The sequence below is a fragment of the Mumia quercus genome, from assembly GCF_025506335.1.
GTDB classification, from domain to species: Bacteria; Actinomycetota; Actinomycetes; order Propionibacteriales; family Nocardioidaceae; genus Mumia; species Mumia quercus.
Window position 1 is genome coordinate 379,530 of the sequence record NZ_JANZYO010000006.1, and the last position, 16,373, is coordinate 395,902.

General features: G+C 70.0%; 18 protein-coding genes. 13 read left to right on the forward strand and 5 right to left on the reverse strand.

The window, feature by feature from the left end; genetic code table 11:
- The first annotated feature begins 40 nt into the window (after positions 1-40).
- From atpB to NYZ95_RS16385, 9 genes are all read left to right on the forward strand, one after another.
- Entirely contained in the window at positions 41-823 is a 783-nt protein-coding gene (gene atpB / locus NYZ95_RS16345) for a F0F1 ATP synthase subunit A (RefSeq protein WP_262852387.1), read from the forward strand.
- Between the two features lie 117 nt (positions 824-940).
- Positions 941-1,126, forward strand: a complete 186-nt coding sequence (atpE, locus tag NYZ95_RS16350; RefSeq protein WP_179428207.1) for an ATP synthase F0 subunit C — start codon at positions 941-943, stop codon at positions 1,124-1,126.
- Between the two features lie 48 nt (positions 1,127-1,174).
- Positions 1,175-1,720: a F0F1 ATP synthase subunit B gene (locus NYZ95_RS16355; protein WP_262852388.1), complete on the forward strand. Its 546-nt coding sequence runs from the start codon at positions 1,175-1,177 to the stop codon at positions 1,718-1,720.
- Entirely contained in the window at positions 1,720-2,529 is an 810-nt protein-coding gene (locus NYZ95_RS16360; RefSeq protein ID WP_262852389.1) for a F0F1 ATP synthase subunit delta, read from the forward strand. The genes NYZ95_RS16355 and NYZ95_RS16360 overlap by 1 nt, the downstream gene beginning before the upstream one ends.
- Before the next feature lie 66 nt (positions 2,530-2,595).
- Positions 2,596-4,233 carry a F0F1 ATP synthase subunit alpha gene (atpA, locus tag NYZ95_RS16365; protein WP_262852390.1) on the forward strand — a complete coding sequence of 546 codons (1,638 nt, stop codon included), beginning with the start codon at positions 2,596-2,598 and terminating at the stop codon, positions 4,231-4,233.
- A 6-nt stretch (positions 4,234-4,239) separates the two neighbouring features.
- Positions 4,240-5,172: a F0F1 ATP synthase subunit gamma gene (locus NYZ95_RS16370; RefSeq protein ID WP_262852391.1), complete on the forward strand. Its 933-nt coding sequence runs from the start codon at positions 4,240-4,242 to the stop codon at positions 5,170-5,172.
- Between the two features lie 3 nt (positions 5,173-5,175).
- The gene (gene atpD / locus NYZ95_RS16375; RefSeq protein ID WP_262852392.1) at positions 5,176-6,615 is read left to right on the forward strand and encodes a F0F1 ATP synthase subunit beta; all 1,440 of its coding nucleotides are present in this window, start codon (positions 5,176-5,178) and stop codon (positions 6,613-6,615) included.
- A gap of 22 nt (positions 6,616-6,637) precedes the next feature.
- A complete protein-coding gene (locus tag NYZ95_RS16380; RefSeq protein ID WP_262852393.1) occupies positions 6,638-7,030 on the forward strand; it encodes a F0F1 ATP synthase subunit epsilon in 393 nt (130 codons plus the stop codon).
- Positions 7,031-7,081: 51 nt separating this feature from the next.
- A complete protein-coding gene (locus NYZ95_RS16385; protein ID WP_262852394.1) occupies positions 7,082-7,546 on the forward strand; it encodes a DUF2550 domain-containing protein in 465 nt (154 codons plus the stop codon).
- A 16-nt stretch (positions 7,547-7,562) separates the two neighbouring features.
- Here NYZ95_RS16385 and NYZ95_RS16390 read toward each other — a convergent pair whose 3' ends face one another.
- Both NYZ95_RS16390 and NYZ95_RS16395 read right to left on the reverse strand, forming a co-directional pair.
- Positions 7,563-8,135 (reverse strand): cob(I)yrinic acid a,c-diamide adenosyltransferase, encoded by a 573-nt coding sequence (locus NYZ95_RS16390; RefSeq protein ID WP_262852395.1) that lies wholly within the window; start codon positions 8,133-8,135, stop codon positions 7,563-7,565.
- 22 nt (positions 8,136-8,157) lie between these two features.
- Positions 8,158-8,472 carry a hypothetical protein gene (locus tag NYZ95_RS16395; RefSeq protein WP_262852396.1) on the reverse strand — a complete coding sequence of 105 codons (315 nt, stop codon included), beginning with the start codon at positions 8,470-8,472 and terminating at the stop codon, positions 8,158-8,160.
- Positions 8,473-8,567: 95 nt separating this feature from the next.
- Here NYZ95_RS16395 and NYZ95_RS16400 point away from each other — a divergent pair, with 95 nt between their 5' ends.
- From NYZ95_RS16400 to NYZ95_RS16410, 3 genes are all read left to right on the forward strand, one after another.
- Complete coding sequence (locus NYZ95_RS16400) at positions 8,568-10,580, forward strand: methylmalonyl-CoA mutase family protein (RefSeq protein ID WP_262852397.1); 2,013 nt, start codon at positions 8,568-8,570, stop codon at positions 10,578-10,580.
- A 96-nt stretch (positions 10,581-10,676) separates the two neighbouring features.
- Positions 10,677-11,201, forward strand: coding sequence for a ferritin (locus tag NYZ95_RS16405; protein ID WP_262852398.1), 525 nt, complete (start codon positions 10,677-10,679; stop codon positions 11,199-11,201).
- Positions 11,202-11,216: 15 nt separating this feature from the next.
- The gene (locus tag NYZ95_RS16410) at positions 11,217-12,164 is read left to right on the forward strand and encodes an FAD-dependent oxidoreductase (RefSeq protein ID WP_262852399.1); all 948 of its coding nucleotides are present in this window, start codon (positions 11,217-11,219) and stop codon (positions 12,162-12,164) included.
- A gap of 10 nt (positions 12,165-12,174) precedes the next feature.
- Here NYZ95_RS16410 and NYZ95_RS16415 read toward each other — a convergent pair whose 3' ends face one another.
- On the reverse strand, positions 12,175-12,720 hold the full coding sequence (locus NYZ95_RS16415; RefSeq protein WP_262852400.1) for an SLATT domain-containing protein: 546 nt from the start codon (positions 12,718-12,720) through the stop codon (positions 12,175-12,177).
- Positions 12,721-12,833: 113 nt separating this feature from the next.
- Between NYZ95_RS16415 and abmR the strand changes: the two genes are divergently transcribed.
- Positions 12,834-13,361, forward strand: coding sequence for an ATP-binding transcription factor AbmR (abmR, locus tag NYZ95_RS16420; protein ID WP_279307808.1), 528 nt, complete (start codon positions 12,834-12,836; stop codon positions 13,359-13,361).
- 3 nt (positions 13,362-13,364) lie between these two features.
- On the opposite strand, the gene NYZ95_RS16425 is transcribed toward abmR, so the two are convergent.
- Both NYZ95_RS16425 and NYZ95_RS16430 read right to left on the reverse strand, forming a co-directional pair.
- The gene (locus NYZ95_RS16425) at positions 13,365-13,874 is read right to left on the reverse strand and encodes an O-acetyl-ADP-ribose deacetylase (RefSeq protein ID WP_262852401.1); all 510 of its coding nucleotides are present in this window, start codon (positions 13,872-13,874) and stop codon (positions 13,365-13,367) included.
- Between the two features lie 50 nt (positions 13,875-13,924).
- Positions 13,925-16,354 (reverse strand): HAD-IC family P-type ATPase, encoded by a 2,430-nt coding sequence (locus tag NYZ95_RS16430; RefSeq protein ID WP_262852402.1) that lies wholly within the window; start codon positions 16,352-16,354, stop codon positions 13,925-13,927.
- Positions 16,355-16,373 lie beyond the last annotated feature (19 nt).

Here is a 16,373-nt window from a genome sequence, read left to right on the forward strand (position 1 = left end):
TGGATCCACGGTGCGACCGTGCCCAAGATGAGGTGATCGAGTGACCACCGAAGGACGGACCGTCCTCGCCGAGTTCCACCCGCCGGGACCCGCCGACTTCGATCTGCCGCCGATCTTCGGCGACGTCACCAAGCCGATGGTGCTGTACGTGCTGTCGGCCGTGCTGATCTTCGGTTGCTTCTACATCGCCTCGCGCCGGGCCGCCGTGGTCCCGAGCAAGGCTCAGTTCGCCGGCGAGTACGCGTACAACTTCGTGCGCAACAGCATCGCCCGCGACTCGATCGGCAGCCACGACTTCATGAAGTTCGTGCCGTACCTCACGGCGCTGTTCTTCCTGATCCTGGTCAACAACTACTACGGCCTGATCCCGTTCTTCCAGTTCCCGACGTTCTCGCACTCGGGATACGCCTACGGGCTCGCCGCGCTGACGTGGATCCTCTACAACGGGGTCGGCATCGCCAAGCACGGCTTCCTCGGCTACTTCAAGCTCCAGTCGGTCCCCGGCGGTGTCTCCGGCCCGATCCTGCTGCTGATCGTGCCCCTGGAGTTCATGTCGAACATCCTGGTCCGCCCGGTCACGCTGGCCCTGCGACTCTTCGCCAACATGTTCGCCGGCCACCTGCTGCTGATCCTCTTCACGCTCGGCGGCAGCTACCTGGTCTTCGACTCGGGCAACATCCTGTACGCCCCGGTCGGCGTCGTCGCCTGGCTGCTCGCCGTCGCGGTGAGCTTCCTCGAGGCGCTGGTGATGTTCCTGCAGGCCTACGTCTTCACCCTGCTGACGGCGCAGTACATCGGCGGCGCGCTCGCCGACGAGCACTGACCGGCAGACCCAGACCGACAACTTCATATCGACCCGTAGCGAACCCCCAGAGGTTCACCTCAGCGACGCAAGCCCTGCGTCACGACGAAAGGAACAGCCGTGGACGGCTCCCTCAACATGATCGGTTACGGCCTGGCTGCGATCGGCCCGGGCGTCGGCATCGGTCTGATCTTCGCCGCCTACATCAACGGCGTCGCCCGCCAGCCCGAGGCGCAGTCGCGCCTCCAGACGATCGCGATCCTCGGCTTCGCGCTCGCCGAGGCGCTGGCGATCATCGGCATCGCGCTCGCGTTCGTCCTCTGACGCACGCCTCCGCGTTCCACCGACCATCCCTGATGACGAGGTCAGCCCATGAGTAGCACCATCCTGGCGGCCGGGGGGGAGCTCAACCCCCTCGTCCCGCACGTCGACGAGATCGTTCTCGGCGTCGTCGTCTTCCTCATCTTGGTCTTCCTGATCAAGAAGTTCGTCGTGCCCAACTTCGAGAAGGCGTACGCCGAGCGCACCGCCGCGATCGAGGGCGGGATGAAGGAGGCGGCTGCGGCTCAGGAGGAGGCCAAGGCAGCGCTGGAGCAGTACAACGCCCAGCTCTCCGAGGCTCGCCACGAGGCCGCGCGCATCCGCGAGGAGGCGCGCGAGCAGGGCGCTCAGATCGTCGCCGAGATGCGCGCCCAGGCCCAGGACGAGGCGCAGCGCATCGTCACGGCCGCGCACCAGCAGATCGAGGCCGAGCGTGCTCAGGCGGTGCAGTCGCTGCGCCGTCAGGTGGGCGAGCTCTCGACCGAGCTCGCGTCGCGGATCGTCGGTGAGTCGCTGGAGGACGAGGCGCGTCAGCGTCGCACCGTCGAGCGCTTCATCGTCGACCTCGAGGGCTCCTCGAACGGATCGGCGAACTGATGCGGGGCGTCTCGGCGGCTTCGCTCGCCCAGGTCCTCGACGCCGCCCGCGGCGCTGCCGCCGGCGGTGCTGAGGGTGTCGCCGTAGGCGAGGACGTGTTCGCGGTCGTCGGCGCGCTCGACGCCAACCCGGTGCTGCGCCGGGTGCTCTCCGACCCGGCGACCGAGGCCGAGGCCAAGGACGGTCTCGTCCGCAGCCTGTTCGCCGGCAAGATCGGCGCCCCGGCGCTCGACATCGTCTCGACGGCCGCGCAGGGCCGGTGGGGTGCCGCGCGTGACGTCGCCGACGCCCTCGAGCAGGCGGGCGTGCAGACGGTGCTCAGCCGTGCGGAGCACGACGGAGGCCTCGACACGGTTGCCGACACGCTCATGGAGTTCTCGCGGGTCGTCGTCTCCGACCCCGAGCTCCGGCAGACGGTCAACGACAAGGCGTCGTCCCTCGAGGGCCGTCAGGCGCTCGTCGCGCGGCTGCTCGAAGGCAAGGCCGACGAGGTCACCCTCGCCCTGGCCCGCCAGGCGGTGACCGGCCGCAACCACGGGTTCGAGCAGACCCTCGCCGGCTACGCGGAGGACGCCATCGTCCGCGCAGGCCGACTCCAGGCGCTCGTGACGGCGGCCTACGAGCTCGACGCCGACGAGAAGCAGCGTTTGGCCGGAGCCTTGGCCCGCAAGTACGGTCGAGAGGTGTACGTGGATGTCACCGTCGACCCGTCGGTGATCGGCGGCATCGCCGTCGACATCGCCGGCGAGCGGATCGACTCCACGGTGTCGACCCGGCTTGCTGACGCCCGTCGCGGACTCGTGGGCTGACGATGGCCCGCACAACTCTGGACCCAGTACTTCCCCAGCACGATCGAGAAGAAGGTAGGCACTGACATGGCGGAGCTCACGATCCGTCCCGACGAGATTCGCGACGCGCTCCAGCAGTTCGTCAGCGACTACAAGCCGCAGGCGACGACCGAGGAGATCGGCGTCGTCGCAGAGGCGATGGACGGGATCGCCCGCGTCCAGGGCCTGCCGTCCGCGATGGCCAACGAGCTGCTCGAGTTCGAGGACGGGACCCTCGGGCTCGCCCTGAACCTCGACTCCCGCGAGATCGGCGTCGTCATCCTGGGTGACTTCGCCGGCATCGAGGAGGGCCAGCCGGTCAAGCGCACGGGCGAGGTCCTCTCGGTCGCCGTCGGCGACGGCTACCTCGGACGTGTCGTCGACCCGCTCGGCAACCCGATCGACGGCCTCGGTGAGGTCGAGACCAGCGGGCGCCGCGCGCTCGAGCTCCAGGCGCCTACCGTGGTCCAGCGCAAGAGCGTCCACGAGCCCCTGATGACCGGCATCAAGGCCATCGACTCGATGACGCCGATCGGCCGCGGCCAGCGTCAGCTGATCATCGGCGACCGCCAGACCGGCAAGACCGCGATCGCGATCGACACGATCATCAACCAGAAGCAGGCGTGGGAGTCGGGAGACCCCAGCCAGCAGGTGCGCTGCATCTACGTCGCGATCGGTCAGAAGGGCTCGACGATCGCCTCGGTGCGCTCGGCGCTCGAGGAGGCCGGCGCGCTGGAGTACACGACGATCGTCGCCGCCCCGGCGTCGGACTCGGCGGGCTTCAAGTACCTCGCCCCGTACACCGGCTCTGCCATCGGCCAGAACTGGATGTACGACGGCAAGCACGTCCTCATCATCTTCGACGATCTCAGCAAGCAGGCCGAGGCCTACCGCGCCGTGTCGCTGCTGCTGCGCCGCCCGCCGGGCCGTGAGGCGTACCCGGGCGACGTCTTCTACCTCCACAGCCGGCTCCTGGAGCGCTGCGCCAAGCTCTCCGACGACCTGGGTGCGGGCTCGATGACGGGTCTCCCGATCGTCGAGACGAAGGCGAACGACGTGTCGGCCTACATCCCGACCAACGTCATCTCGATCACCGACGGCCAGATCTTCCTGCAGTCGGACCTGTTCAACTCCAACCAGCGCCCCGCGGTCGACGTCGGCATCTCGGTGTCCCGCGTCGGCAGCGCGGCGATGCTGAAGTCGATGAAGGCCGTCACCGGCTCGATCAAGGTCGAGCTCGCGCAGTACCGCGCGATGGAGGCCTTCGCGATGTTCGCCTCGGACCTCGACGCCGCCTCCAAGCAGCAGCTGGCGCGCGGCGAGCGGCTGATGGCGCTGTTCCGGCAGGGCCAGTACGAGCCGTTCCCGGTCGAGGAGCAGGTCGTGTCGCTGTGGGCCGGTACGACCGGCAAGCTCGACCCGGTCCCGGTCGAGGACGTCTCGCGCTTCGAGTCGGAGTTCCTCGACTACCTGCGTCGCAGCGAGTCGGGCATCCTCGACACGATCCGCGAGACCGGCAAGTTCGACGACGACTCGGCCTCCTCGCTCGAGTCCGCGTACGAGTCGTTCGCGGACCAGTTCGAGACCAGCGACGGCCGTTCGATCAAGCCGGGCAAGGAAGAGCACGAGGCTCTCGCCGACGAGGACGTCGCGCAGGAGCAGATCGTCGCGCAGAAGCGAGGCTGACCGCTCATGGCCACCTCACTGCGCGAGTACCGCGCGAAGATCAAGTCGACGCAGTCGATGAAGAAGATCACGCGCGCCATGGAGCTCATCGCTGCGTCGCGCATCGTCAAGGCGCAGCAGCAGGCTGCGGCGGCGACGCCGTACGCCCGCGAGCTCACGCGCGCGGTATCGGCCTTGGCGACCTTCGGTCACGTCGATCACAAGCTGCTCACCGAGAACCCCGAGCCGAAGCGTGCCGCGGTGCTGGTGATCTCCAGCGACCGCGGTCTCGCGGGCTCGTACTCGTCGGCGGTCCTCAAGGAGTCGGAGCGTCTCGTCGAGAAGCTCCACGCCGAGGGCAAGGAGGTCGACACCTACGTCACGGGGCGCAAGGCAGAGGCGTACTTCCGCTTCCGTCAGCGCCCGGTGGTGCAGGCGTGGAACGGCTTCTCCGACCGTCCGGAGTACGCGAACGCACGCGAGATCGGCGACGTCCTGACCGCGGCGTTCCTCGTCGACCCGGACGACCCGGAGACCGGCGACCCGGAGCGCGCGGTCGATGAGCTGCACGTCGTGTTCACGCGCTTCAAGTCGATGATCAGCCAGACGCCTGAGGTCATCCGTCTGCTGCCGCTCGAGGTCGTCGAGGGGACGGAGGCGCCCGAGCAGGGCGACGTCTACCCGCTCTACGAGTTCGAGCCGTCGGCCTCGGAGGTCCTCGACGCGCTCCTGCCGAAGTACGTCAACCACCGGCTCTACTTCTGCCTCCTCCAGGCGGCGGCATCGGAGCTCGCGGCTCGCCAGCAGGCGATGAAGAACGCGACCGACAATGCCGAGGACCTGATCCAGAAGTACACCCGAATCGCCAACCAGGCCCGTCAGGCTGGCATTACCCAGGAAATCAGTGAGATCGTCGGTGGCGCGAACGCCCTCGCCGACGCGACCGCCGGGAGTGAGTGAAACATGACTGCCACTGTCAACGAGACCACGACGACGGGCCGTATCGCCCGCGTCATCGGTCCGGTCATCGACGTCGAGTTCCCGACGGACCAGATGCCGGAAATCTACAACGCGCTGCAGGTCCACACCGCGCTCGACACCGAGGGTCGTCCCCTCACCCTCGAGGTCGCCCAGCACATCGGCGACGGCATGGTGCGTGCGATCTCCATGCAGCCGACCGACGGCCTGGTCCGCGGCGCGGAGGTGCGCGACACCGGCAAGCCGATCTCGGTTCCGGTCGGGGACGTGACCCTCGGGCACGTCTTCAACACGATCGGCGAGTGCCTCAACCTCGAAGAGGGCGAGGTGCTCGAAATCAAGGAGCGCTGGGGCATCCACCGCAAGGCTCCGTCCTTCGACTCGCTCGAGCCGAAGACCGAGATGTTCCAGACCGGCATCAAGGTCATCGACCTGCTCACCCCGTACGTCCTCGGCGGCAAGATCGGCCTCTTCGGCGGCGCCGGCGTCGGTAAGACGGTGCTCATCCAGGAGATGATCGCCCGTGTTGCCCGCGACCACGGTGGTGTGTCGGTGTTCGCCGGTGTCGGCGAGCGTACGCGTGAGGGCAACGACCTCATCGTCGAGATGGACGAGTCGGGCGTTCTCGGACAGACCGCACTGGTCTTCGGCCAGATGGACGAGCCGCCGGGCGCGCGTCTGCGTGTCGCCCTGTCGGCGCTGACGATGGCGGAGTACTTCCGCGACGTCCAGAAGCAGGACGTGCTCCTCTTCATCGACAACATCTTCCGGTTCACCCAGGCCGGCTCGGAGGTCTCCACGCTGCTCGGCCGCATGCCGTCCGCGGTGGGCTACCAGCCGACCCTGGCCGACGAGATGGGCGTGCTCCAGGAGCGGATCACCTCGACGCGTGGTCACTCGATCACGTCGATGCAGGCGATCTACGTCCCGGCCGACGACTACACCGACCCGGCGCCGGCGACGACGTTCGCGCACCTGGACGCCACGACCGAGCTCAGCCGTGAGATCGCGTCGCAGGGCATCTACCCGGCCGTGGACCCGCTGACCTCGACGTCGCGGATCCTCGACCCGCGCTACATCTCGAGCGAGCACTACCAGGTCGCGACCCGCGTCAAGCAGATCCTCCAGCGCAACAAGGAGCTGCAGGACATCATCGCGATCCTCGGTGTCGACGAGCTGTCGGAGGAGGACAAGACGGTCGTGTCCCGCGCCCGTCGCATCCAGCGCTTCCTCTCGCAGAACACCTACGTCGCGAAGCAGTTCACCGGCATCGAGGGCTCGACGGTCCCGCTCGACGAGACCGTGGACGCGTTCAAGCGCATCTCGGACGGCGAGTACGACCACGTGGCCGAGCAGGCGTTCTTCATGTGCGGCGGTCTGGACGACGTCGAGAAGAAGTGGGCCGAGATCCAGAAGAACTCCTGATCGGGAGAGAAGGAGTCCTCTGATGGCAGGCACACTGCACGTCGAGCTCGTGAGCGCCGACCGGCTGCTCTGGTCCGGCGAGGCCACCTCGCTGCTCGCGCGCACGCTCGACGGTGACATCGGCATCCTGCCGGGGCACGCCCCGGTGATGTCGGTGCTCGCCGACGGCGTCGTCGAGATCGACACGGACACCAAGGAGACCTGGGTCGCCGCTGTCGACTCGGGCTTCCTCTCGGTGGCCGCCGATCGCGTGTCGATCCTGGCCGAGAGCGCCGTCATGTCGCACGACATCGACCTGGAGCGCGCGAAGAACGACCTCGCGCGGGTCAAGGCCGAGGGCAACGACGACGAGGAGGCCCTCGAGACGGTTCGCCGTCTGGAGGCCCGGATTCGCGCCGTCGAGATCGCGTCCTAAGGTTTCTCCTCAAGAGATCTACCGTTCGCGCGTCGAGGGAGGAGGGCACACATGCCGATCTGGCTGTGGGTGCTCGACTCCCTCGGCGTGCTTCTGGCCCTGGTCATCCTCGCCGTCCTGGGCCTCGCCGCACGTCGCCGCATCCTCGCCCGCGGCGGCAGCACCTTCGACCTCAGCGTGAACCGCAAGCGCGAGGCACCGCGCGAGGAGGGTGACCCGCGCGGTTGGACGCTCGGGATCGGTCGCTACGGCGACAGCCACCTCGAGTGGTTCCGCACCTTCTCGTTCTCTCCGCGCCCCGTGCTGCGCCTGGAGCGCGGCCACGTCGAGGTCCTGGGGCGGCGCAAGCCCGTCGGGTCCGAGACGTACGCCCTGCACGCCGGCAACACGATCGTCCAGTGCTCGATCGACGGCGAGAGGGAGCTCCAGCTGGCCCTCAGCCCTCAGGCGCTGACCGGCCTGCTCGCCTGGCTGGAGTCCTCGCCTCCCGGCCGCGAGGTCAACAACGTCATCTGACGTCCGCGGCCGACGCTCAGCGCTCGCCGCCCGGCACCCACAAGACGTCGCCCGTCTCGCGGTTGGCGTAGCGGGCCAGGATGAAGAGCAGGTCCGACAGGCGGTTGAGGTACTTCGCCGTCAGCACGTTCATCGTGTCGCCGTGCTCCTCCATCGCCGCCCACGCGCTGCGCTCCGCGCGCCGGCAGACCGTGCGCGCGATGTGCAGGACCGACGCCGCTGGGGAGCCGCCGGGCAGGATGAACGACCGCAGCGGCTCGATCTCCGCGTTGTAGCGGTCGCACCACTCCTCGAGGCGTGCGACGTACGACTCCTCGACCCGCAGCTGGGGGTACTCGGGGTTCTCGACGACGGGCGCGCCGAGGTCGGCGCCCACGTCGAACAGGTCGTTCTGCACCCGCGCGAGGACCGTGTCGACGTCGTCGTCGAGCGTCCCCAGCGACCGGGCGTACCCGAGGTGGCTGTTGAGCTCGTCGGTGTCGGCGTACGCCTGGAGCCGGAGGTCGAGCTTCGACGTCTTGCTCATGTCGACCAGACGGGTGGTGCCGTCGTCGCCGGTCCGGGTGTAGATGCGGGTGAGGTTGACCATGGCGACACCCTAGTCGGCGCCGTCAGGCGCGGGGCCGGCGCGCGGCGACCCAGGCGCGGGCCACGTCGGCCTGGGCCGACCATGCGAGCACGAGCCAGCCGCGGACGTCGTGCGTGACCGTGGCGCGGATGCCTTCGCTGCGCAGCCGGGCCGCGGTGACCTCGGCGCCCCGTTGGTCCTTGCAGCGCGCGACGGGCACGAGCATCCCGTACGAGGGGAGCCGGATCCGCTTGCCGGGGGAGTGGGCCCACTTGAGGATGAGGGCGAGGCCTGCCACCGCGAGCAGGCTGACGACGGGTACGAACGCGTACCCGACGAGCGCCCCTCCGTTGCCCATACCGTCAGTGTGCACCCGCAGGCGCCGTTTGGGACCCCCGTGACTCCGATCACGTCGGTGTTACCGACCGTTCACAAGCGTCTAACCTAAGCCGCATGGCCGACAAGACCCACCGCGATCGCCCCTGGGTGATGCGCACCTACGCCGGGCACTCCTCGGCGTCTGACTCCAACGCGCTGTACCGCCGCAACCTCGCGAAGGGGCAGACGGGTCTGTCCGTCGCCTTCGACCTCCCGACGCAGACCGGCTACGACCCTGACCACGAGCTCAGCCGTGGCGAGGTCGGCAAGGTCGGCGTCCCCGTCCCCGACCTGGGTGAGATGCGCCGTCTCTTCGAGGGCATCCCGCTCAACACGATGAACACCTCGATGACGATCAACGCCACGGCGATGTGGCTCCTGGCGATGTACCAGGTCGTCGCCGAGGAACAGGCCCGCGACGCCGGCGAGGACCCGCAGGAGTGGGTCGGTCAGCTGGCGGGGACCACGCAGAACGACATCATCAAGGAGTACCTCTCGCGGGGGACGTACGTCTTCCCGCCTGCGGCCTCGATCCGCCTGACGACCGACATGATCGCCTACACGGTCGTCAACATGCCCAAGTGGAACCCGCTGAACATCTGCAGCTACCACCTGCAGGAGGCGGGCGCGACCCCCGTCCAGGAGCTGGCCTACGCCCTCTCGACGGCGATCACGATCCTCGACGCGGTGCGCGACGCGGGCCAGGTCCCGCAGGAGGAGTTCGAGAAGGTCGTCGGACGCATCTCGTTCTTCGTCAACGCCGGCGTCCGGTTCGTCGAGGAGACGTGCAAGATGCGCGCCTTCGGGCAGCTCTGGGACGAGATCACCCGCGAGCGCTACGGCGTGCAGGACCCGAAGATGCGGCGCTTCCGCTACGGGGTCCAGGTCAACTCGCTCGGCCTGACCGAGGCGCAGCCCGAGAACAACGTCCAGCGGATCGTCCTGGAGATGCTCGGTGTGACCCTGAGCAAGAACGCCCGGGCCCGCGCCATCCAGCTCCCGGCGTGGAACGAGGCGCTCGGCCTGCCGCGACCGTGGGACCAGCAGTGGTCCCTGCGTCTCCAGCAGGTCCTCGCGTACGAGTCCGACCTGCTGGAGTACGGCGACATCTTCGACGGCAGCCACGTCATCGAGGCCAAGGTCGCCGAGCTGGTGGCGGGCGCCAAGGAGGAGATCGACCGCGTGCAGGCGATGGGCGGTGCCGTCGCCGCGGTCGAGTCGGGCTACATGAAGCAGGCGCTCGTCGCGTCCCACGCGGCGCGCCGGGCGCAGATCGAGGCAGGCGACCAGCTGGTGGTCGGCGTCAACGCCTACGGCGAGACCGAGGAGTCGCCGCTGACCGCGGACCTCGACGCCGCGATCCAGACCGCCGACCCGCTGGCCGAGGCGAGCGCCATCGAGCGCGTCGTCGCGTGGCGGGGGCAGCGTGACGAGACCGAGGTCGCCGAGGCGCTCGAGCGTCTGCGCGCGGACGCGAAGACCGACGCGAACCTCATGACCGCGACGCTGGCGTGTGCGCGCGTCGGCGTGACCACGGGAGAATGGGCAGGCGCGCTGCGCGAGGTGTTCGGCGAGTTCCGGGCGCCGACGGGGGTGACAGGGGTGGTCGGTGTGGCCGAGGCGGGAGCCGAGCTCGCTGCCGTGCGCGAGCGGGTCAAGGCCACGGGCGAGGAGCTCGGCGGTCGCCTGCGCCTGCTCGTCGGCAAGCCGGGCCTCGACGGCCACTCCAACGGTGCCGAGCAGATCGCGGTCCGTGCGCGCGACGCCGGGTTCGAGGTCGTCTACCAGGGCATCCGCCTGACGCCCACGCAGATCGTGGCAGCAGCGGTCGACGAGGACGTCGACTGCATCGGCCTGTCCATCCTGTCCGGTTCCCACATGGAGCTCGTCCCCGACGTCCTCGCCCTCCTGCGCGAGGCCGGGATCGGCGACGTGCCGGTCGTCGTCGGCGGCATCATCCCTGAGTCCGACGCGCGCCGCCTCCTCGATGCCGGTGTCGCGGCGGTCTACACGCCGAAGGACTACGGGATGACCCAGATCATGGACGACATCGTCGACGTCATCCGCCGCGCCAACGACCTGGGCTGAGGCTAGCCACTCCTTGCTGGTGGTCGTCCGTACCCGCGACTAGCGTCGGGGGTACGGACAACGCGGGCGACCCCCGCAGGGAGGAGTGAGACAGGGATGGCATCCGACAAGTTCGCGGCACTGCTCAGCGAGCAGGTGGGGCACGAGTTCGCCGCACACCAGCAGTACGTCGCGATCGCGTGCTACTACGACGCTCTCACGATGCCGCGCATGGCGGCACTGTTCTTCCAGCAGGCGCTGGAGGAGCGCGACCACGCGATGATGATGGTCCAGTACCTGCTGGACGCCGACGTGCAGGTGCGCATCCCCGGTGTGGCAGACCCGGTGAACGACTTCGAGGACGTCGTCGCCCCGGTCGCGCTGGCACTCTCCCAGGAGAAGCGGGTCACCGCCCAGATCAACGAGCTGACCCGCGTCGCGCGCGAGGAGAACGACTTCGCGTCCGACCAGTTCATGCAGTGGTTCATCAAGGAGCAGGTCGAGGAGGTCTCCAAGATGGGCGACCTCCTCGCCGTCGTGACGCGCTCCGCGGACGACCTCGAGGCGATCGAGCACTGGGTCGCCCGCGAGGAGAAGGGCGAGGCGGCCGACCCGACCGCCCCGCCGGTCGCCGGGGCCTGAGCGGGAGGCCGGCCGGTGCGGGTTCTGGTGGTGGGGGCCGGCGTCACCGGCCTGACGTGCGCCGTGGTCGCCGCCGAGCGCGGCCACCACGTCGACGTGCTCGCGCGTGACCTGCCACAAGAGACCACGTCGGCCGTCGCGGCGGCGTGCTGGTACCCGTATCTCGCCTACCCCGCGGAGCGGGTCCTCGGATGGGCCCGCCGGTCGTACGAGGTCTTCACCGAGCTGGCGTCGTACGCCTCGACCGGGGCGGACGGACAGCCGGGAGTGGCGGTCCGGACCGTACGCGAGCTCACCCCGGAGCCCGCTGCCGATCCGTGGTGGCGTGGAGCCGTCCCCTCCCTGCAGCGGCTCGACGTCGTGCCGGACGGCTACACGGATGGGTGGACGTTCGCCGCTCCCGTCGCGCACATGCCGCGCTACCTCACGTACCTCGAGCGTCGCCTCGCCGACGCCGGGGCGACCGTGACCCGCATGGCACTCGCGACCCTTCCGCCCGGCGCGGACGCGGTCGTGAACGCGTCGGGGCTGGGCAGCCGGTTGCTGAGCGACGACGGCTCCACCACCCCGGTACGCGGCCAGGTGCTCCGCCTTCCCCCGATCGAGGGGGTCGACGACGTGCTGCTGGCCGACCGGGTCGACACGGTGACGTACGTGGTCCCGCGCGGGGACGACGTGGTGGTCGGTGGGACGAGCGAGGCAGGGGTCTGGGATCTCGGCGCCCGGGCGGTGGACACCGAGGCGATCCTCGCCCGTGCGTCTGCGCTGGTCCCCGCGCTGAGAGGCGCGCCCGTCCTCGGCGTCCGCGTGGGGCTACGGCCCGCGCGGCCGTCCGTACGACTCGAGGTCGAGCGCCGTGACGGTGCGAGCCCCGTCGTCCACTGCTACGGCCACGGTGGTGCCGGGGTGACGCTCTCCTGGGGGTGCGCGGAGGAGGTCGCCGACCTCCTGGACGCGTTGTGACCCGTCGCGCCTAGTTGGCGGTGAGCTCCTTCAAGGGCTCGTCCAGCTCGGGCTCGCGGGGCGCGGCCGGCGCCGTCACGATGCTGGACAGTCCGGCCACCCGCGACGCTGCGCGTCGCGACGCGCGGCCGGACAGGCTCGGCGCGGCCTCTTCGACCCGCAGCCAGTCGGCGCGGATCTCGGAGAGGCGGTCGTCGGTGATGCGCTCGGAGAGGATGGCCTGCTCCAGCTGCCGGCGGACGTCCCCGTACTCCGCACGCGCACGCTCGTGCGAGGCGATGACGTCGGCGTCGTCGAGGAAGGAGTGGAGGAGGGCGGTGGCCGCTGTCGCCACGGCGAGTGCGCCCGCCGCGACCGTGAACCATGCGCCGTCGTCGGCCAGCAGGCTCGTCAGGCTCGCGCCGGCGGCGAGCGTCGCCAGGAGCACTGCCGTCGCGCCGAGCGCGCGATGGCGGCGACGCACCGCCTCGGCCGCGACCCGGTGGCCCTCGTGACCGACCCGGATGGCCTCCAGCCACTGCACGACGGTCGGCTCGTCACCGCGATAGGTCCACATGGGGAGGACGGTAGCGGTCGGCACCTCGGTCCGGGTCGAAAATGCCGGGCGTCGAGCAGACGGGGTGCGACTGGCTCTTGCTGATTCGGACAAATCGGCGTAAGACGGATTACATGATTACCGAAGCAGAGGTCGACGAAGTGCGCGGCTGGTTCGCGGGGCGCCTTCCGCAGGGGTTGTTCGAGGATCTGGTGAGCGTGGCCGTCGACCGTGAGGAGATCGTCGTGATCGGGCGGATCCCTGTGCCCGACCTCCCGGAGGGCGCTTCGGACGCCGAGCGGAGCGGCGCGATCGAGGGACGGGTCCGCGAGTTCCGTTCGCGTACCCGCGAGGCGCGGATCGAGGTGGCGCGCGAGGCGCAGCACCGGTTCGGACGCACGGTGTCGTGGGGAGTGGAGTGCGAGGGACGGCGCGCGCTCTTCACCCACCTCGCCTCCCCGGTCATGACCCGGCTCAGGCAGCCGGAGCGCCAGGTGCTCGACACGCTCGTCGCCGGGGGTGTCGCCCGCAGCCGAAGCGACGCCCTCGGGTGGTGCGTACGGCTGGTCGAGCAGCACGTGGACAGCTGGCTCCAGGAGCTGCGCGACTCGCTGGCCGAGGTGCGACGCGTGCGCGACCAGGGCCCCGACGCGCAGCGGTGACCGTCAGTCGACCGCCGCACGCAGCAAGCGGTCGGCGGCTTCGCCGTACGCCACGAGGATTGCGTCCTCGACGTCGGTCGACGCCTCGCGGATGCTCGTGACGGCGACGGCCACCGCGTCGTCGAGCGGCCAGCCGTAGGCCCCGGCGGAGATGAGCGGAAAGGCGACCACACGGGCCTGGAGCTCGTCGGCGACGGCGAGGCTGCGGGCGTACGCCGACCGGAGGAGGTGCGTGCGGTCCTCCTGGCTCGACCAGACCGGACCGACCGTGTGGATGACCCAGCGGGCGGGAAGCCTCCCACCCGTGGTGGCGACCGCGTCGCCGGTCGGCAGACCTTCGCGATGACTCGTGGCGCGCAGCCCGCGACAGGCCTCGAGGATCTCGGGCCCCCCTGCGCGGTGGATGGCACCGTCGACGCCCCCGCCGCCGAGGAGCGTGCTGTTGGCGGCGTTCACGACGGCATCCGCCCGGACGGTCGTGATGTCGCCCTGGATCACCCTGATGCGGATCATGCCTCCTGCATACCCGATCGAAGGCTGCCAGGCACGGGCCGCTACAGGGTTCACGCGACCTTGTGTGCCGGAGCGGACGGACCCGGGTCCGCCAGTGCCCGGCGCGGGTGCTCGTCGTCCTGGGTGAACTTCGCCTCCACCGACCACGCGAGCTCGAGGAGCACGATGCCGGCCGCTGCGACGACGAGCCCGGTCACGATCTGCCACGGGTGGCTGAGGTCGAGGGCGAAGAAGCCGCGCGAGAACGGCACCGCGAACAGCACGACGTACAACGCAGCCATCGAGACGAGCAGGGCGATCTTCCAGGCGACCAGGGGGCGCGCCACGATGGCGAGCAGCCAGAGCGCGAGACAGATCATGGTGACCAGCACCGCGGTGCCCGACTGCTCCAGCTGCGCCTCGGTGGGGCTGGGGTCGCGGACGAGCAGGTACGTGGCGAATGCGCACAGGCCGATGAGCAGACCGGAGGGCACTGCGAGCCGCAAGACCCGCCGGACGAAGCCGGGACGTGCCCGCGCGTTGTTCGGCGCCAGCGACAGGACGAACGCCGGCACGCCGATCGTGAACCAGCCGACGATCGTCAGGTGCCGTGGGAGCAGGGGGTAGGACAGACCGGCGACGGCGACCACGGTGGCGAGGACGAGCGAGTAGCAGGTCTTGGCGAGGAACAGCGTCGCCACCCGCTCGATGTTCCCGATGACGCGGCGCCCCTCAGCGACCACCGACGGCAGCGTGGCGAACGCGTCGTCGAGGAGCACCAGCTGGGCGACTCCCCGCGCGGCAGGGCTGCCCGAGCCCATGGCCACGCCGATGTCGGCGTCCTTGAGCGCCAGCACGTCGTTGACACCGTCGCCGGTCATCGCGACGGTGCGGCCGCGTTCCTGGAGCGCGTGCACCATCGTCCGCTTCTGGTCGGGGGTCACCCGACCGAACGCCGAGGTCGCCTCGACGACGTCGCCGAGCGCGGGCTCCCCGGCAGGCAGGTCGCGCGCGTCGAGCGGCCGCGACCCCGGCGCCAGGCCGACCGCCTCGGCGACGGCGCCGACGGAGACCGCATTGTCCCCGGAGATCACCTTGACGTCGACGCCTTGGTCCGCGAAGTACTCCAGCGTCGCGCGGGCGTCGGGGCGGACCCGCTGCTCGAGGACGACCAGCGCCAGCGGTGTCACGGCGCCGGGCGCGTCGTCGGCGTCGACCGAGCGAGCGCTGCTGCCGAGCAGCAGGACCCGCAGCCCGCCGGCGCCGATCCGCTCGGCGTCGGAGCGCACCGGCGACCCTGGCGGCAGCAGGACGTCGCTGGCACCGAGCACGAGGTGGAGCGGCCCGCCGTCGGTCTCCTCGTACGAGGCGCCGCTCCACTTGCGGGCCGACGAGAACGGCTCGACGGCGTTCGTTCGCCAGGGTGGGGGAGCGGGAAGGCCTTCTGCGATCGCGGCGGCGCTCGCGTTCGGGTCGGGTTCTGCCGAGGCGACGGCGGCGAGGGCACGGTCGACCCAGGCAGGGTCCACGCCCTCGACCGGGGTGACGGTGCTCAGACGCATCCCGTTCTCGGTCAGCGTGCCGGTCTTGTCGGTGCAGACCACGTCGACACGCGCCAGCCCTTCGATCGCCGGGAGCTCCTGCACGAGGCACTGGCGCTGTCCGAGGCGGACGACCCCGACGAAGAACGCCACCGACGTCAGCAGGACGAGTCCTTCCGGGACCATCGGGACCAGCGCCGCCACCATCCGCCGGACGGAGTCCTGCCACCCTTCGTTGCTGCGCAGGAGCTGGTTGAGGATGGTCAGGAGCGCGACCGGGACCATCAGGAACGTGATGACCTTGAGGATCCGGTTGATCCCGTCGCGCAGCTCGGAGCTGACCAGCGTGAACCGCGACGCCTCCTGCGTCAGCTGTGCGGCGTGGGCCTGGCCTCCGACCCCGGTGGCCACCATCGCGCCGCGGCCCGCGACCACGAAGCTGCCCGAGAGGACCGCGTCGCCGGGCACCTTCGTGACCGGGTCGGACTCTCCGGTCAGCAGCGACTCGTCGATCTCGAGGTCGTGGGCGTCGACGAGCGTGCCGTCGACGATGAGCTGGTCGCCTCGCGCGAGCTCGATGACGTCGTCGCGGACGACCTCGTGCTGCTCGACCTCGACGACCTGCCCGTCGCGGCGGACGCGAGGCTTCGCCGTGCCGAGGATGGAGAGGCGGTCGAGCGTGCGCTTGGCGCGCAGCTCCTGGACGATGCCGATCCCGCTGTTGGCGATGATCATGAGGCCGAAGAGGCCGTCGACGACATACCCCGTGCTCATGACGACGAGCCAGAGCACGAGCAGGATCGCGTTGATCCGGGTGAGGACGTTCGCCCGGATGATCTCGGGGACGCTGCGCCCGGTGCCGCGAGGCGCCTCGTTGGCCAACCCGGCGGCACGACGCTCGGCGACCTCGGCGCTGGTCAGACCTGCGGCGTCTGGGGCCTTTACGGCGTCGGCGGCCATGCGGCGAGCCTAGGAGCGC

Excerpts from the sequence above, each read along its gene's own strand:
- atpE (WP_179428207.1), top strand. The coding sequence starts at position 941 with ATGATCGGTTACGGCCTGGCTGCGATCGGCCCGGGCGTCGGCATCGGT.
- NYZ95_RS16355 (WP_262852388.1), top strand. The coding sequence starts at position 1,175 with ATGAGTAGCACCATCCTGGCGGCCGGGGGGGAGCTCAACCCCCTCGTC.
- NYZ95_RS16360 (WP_262852389.1), top strand. The coding sequence starts at position 1,720 with ATGCGGGGCGTCTCGGCGGCTTCGCTCGCCCAGGTCCTCGACGCCGCC.
- atpA (WP_262852390.1), top strand. The coding sequence starts at position 2,596 with ATGGCGGAGCTCACGATCCGTCCCGACGAGATTCGCGACGCGCTCCAG.
- NYZ95_RS16370 (WP_262852391.1), top strand. The coding sequence starts at position 4,240 with ATGGCCACCTCACTGCGCGAGTACCGCGCGAAGATCAAGTCGACGCAG.
- atpD (WP_262852392.1), top strand. The coding sequence starts at position 5,176 with ATGACTGCCACTGTCAACGAGACCACGACGACGGGCCGTATCGCCCGC.
- NYZ95_RS16380 (WP_262852393.1), top strand. The coding sequence starts at position 6,638 with ATGGCAGGCACACTGCACGTCGAGCTCGTGAGCGCCGACCGGCTGCTC.
- NYZ95_RS16385 (WP_262852394.1), top strand. The coding sequence starts at position 7,082 with ATGCCGATCTGGCTGTGGGTGCTCGACTCCCTCGGCGTGCTTCTGGCC.
- NYZ95_RS16390 (WP_262852395.1), bottom strand. The coding sequence starts at position 8,135 with ATGGTCAACCTCACCCGCATCTACACCCGGACCGGCGACGACGGCACC.
- NYZ95_RS16395 (WP_262852396.1), bottom strand. The coding sequence starts at position 8,472 with ATGGGCAACGGAGGGGCGCTCGTCGGGTACGCGTTCGTACCCGTCGTC.
- NYZ95_RS16400 (WP_262852397.1), top strand. The coding sequence starts at position 8,568 with ATGGCCGACAAGACCCACCGCGATCGCCCCTGGGTGATGCGCACCTAC.
- NYZ95_RS16405 (WP_262852398.1), top strand. The coding sequence starts at position 10,677 with ATGGCATCCGACAAGTTCGCGGCACTGCTCAGCGAGCAGGTGGGGCAC.
- NYZ95_RS16415 (WP_262852400.1), bottom strand. The coding sequence starts at position 12,720 with ATGTGGACCTATCGCGGTGACGAGCCGACCGTCGTGCAGTGGCTGGAG.
- abmR (WP_279307808.1), top strand. The coding sequence starts at position 12,834 with ATGATTACCGAAGCAGAGGTCGACGAAGTGCGCGGCTGGTTCGCGGGG.
- NYZ95_RS16425 (WP_262852401.1), bottom strand. The coding sequence starts at position 13,874 with ATGATCCGCATCAGGGTGATCCAGGGCGACATCACGACCGTCCGGGCG.
- NYZ95_RS16430 (WP_262852402.1), bottom strand. The coding sequence starts at position 16,354 with ATGGCCGCCGACGCCGTAAAGGCCCCAGACGCCGCAGGTCTGACCAGC.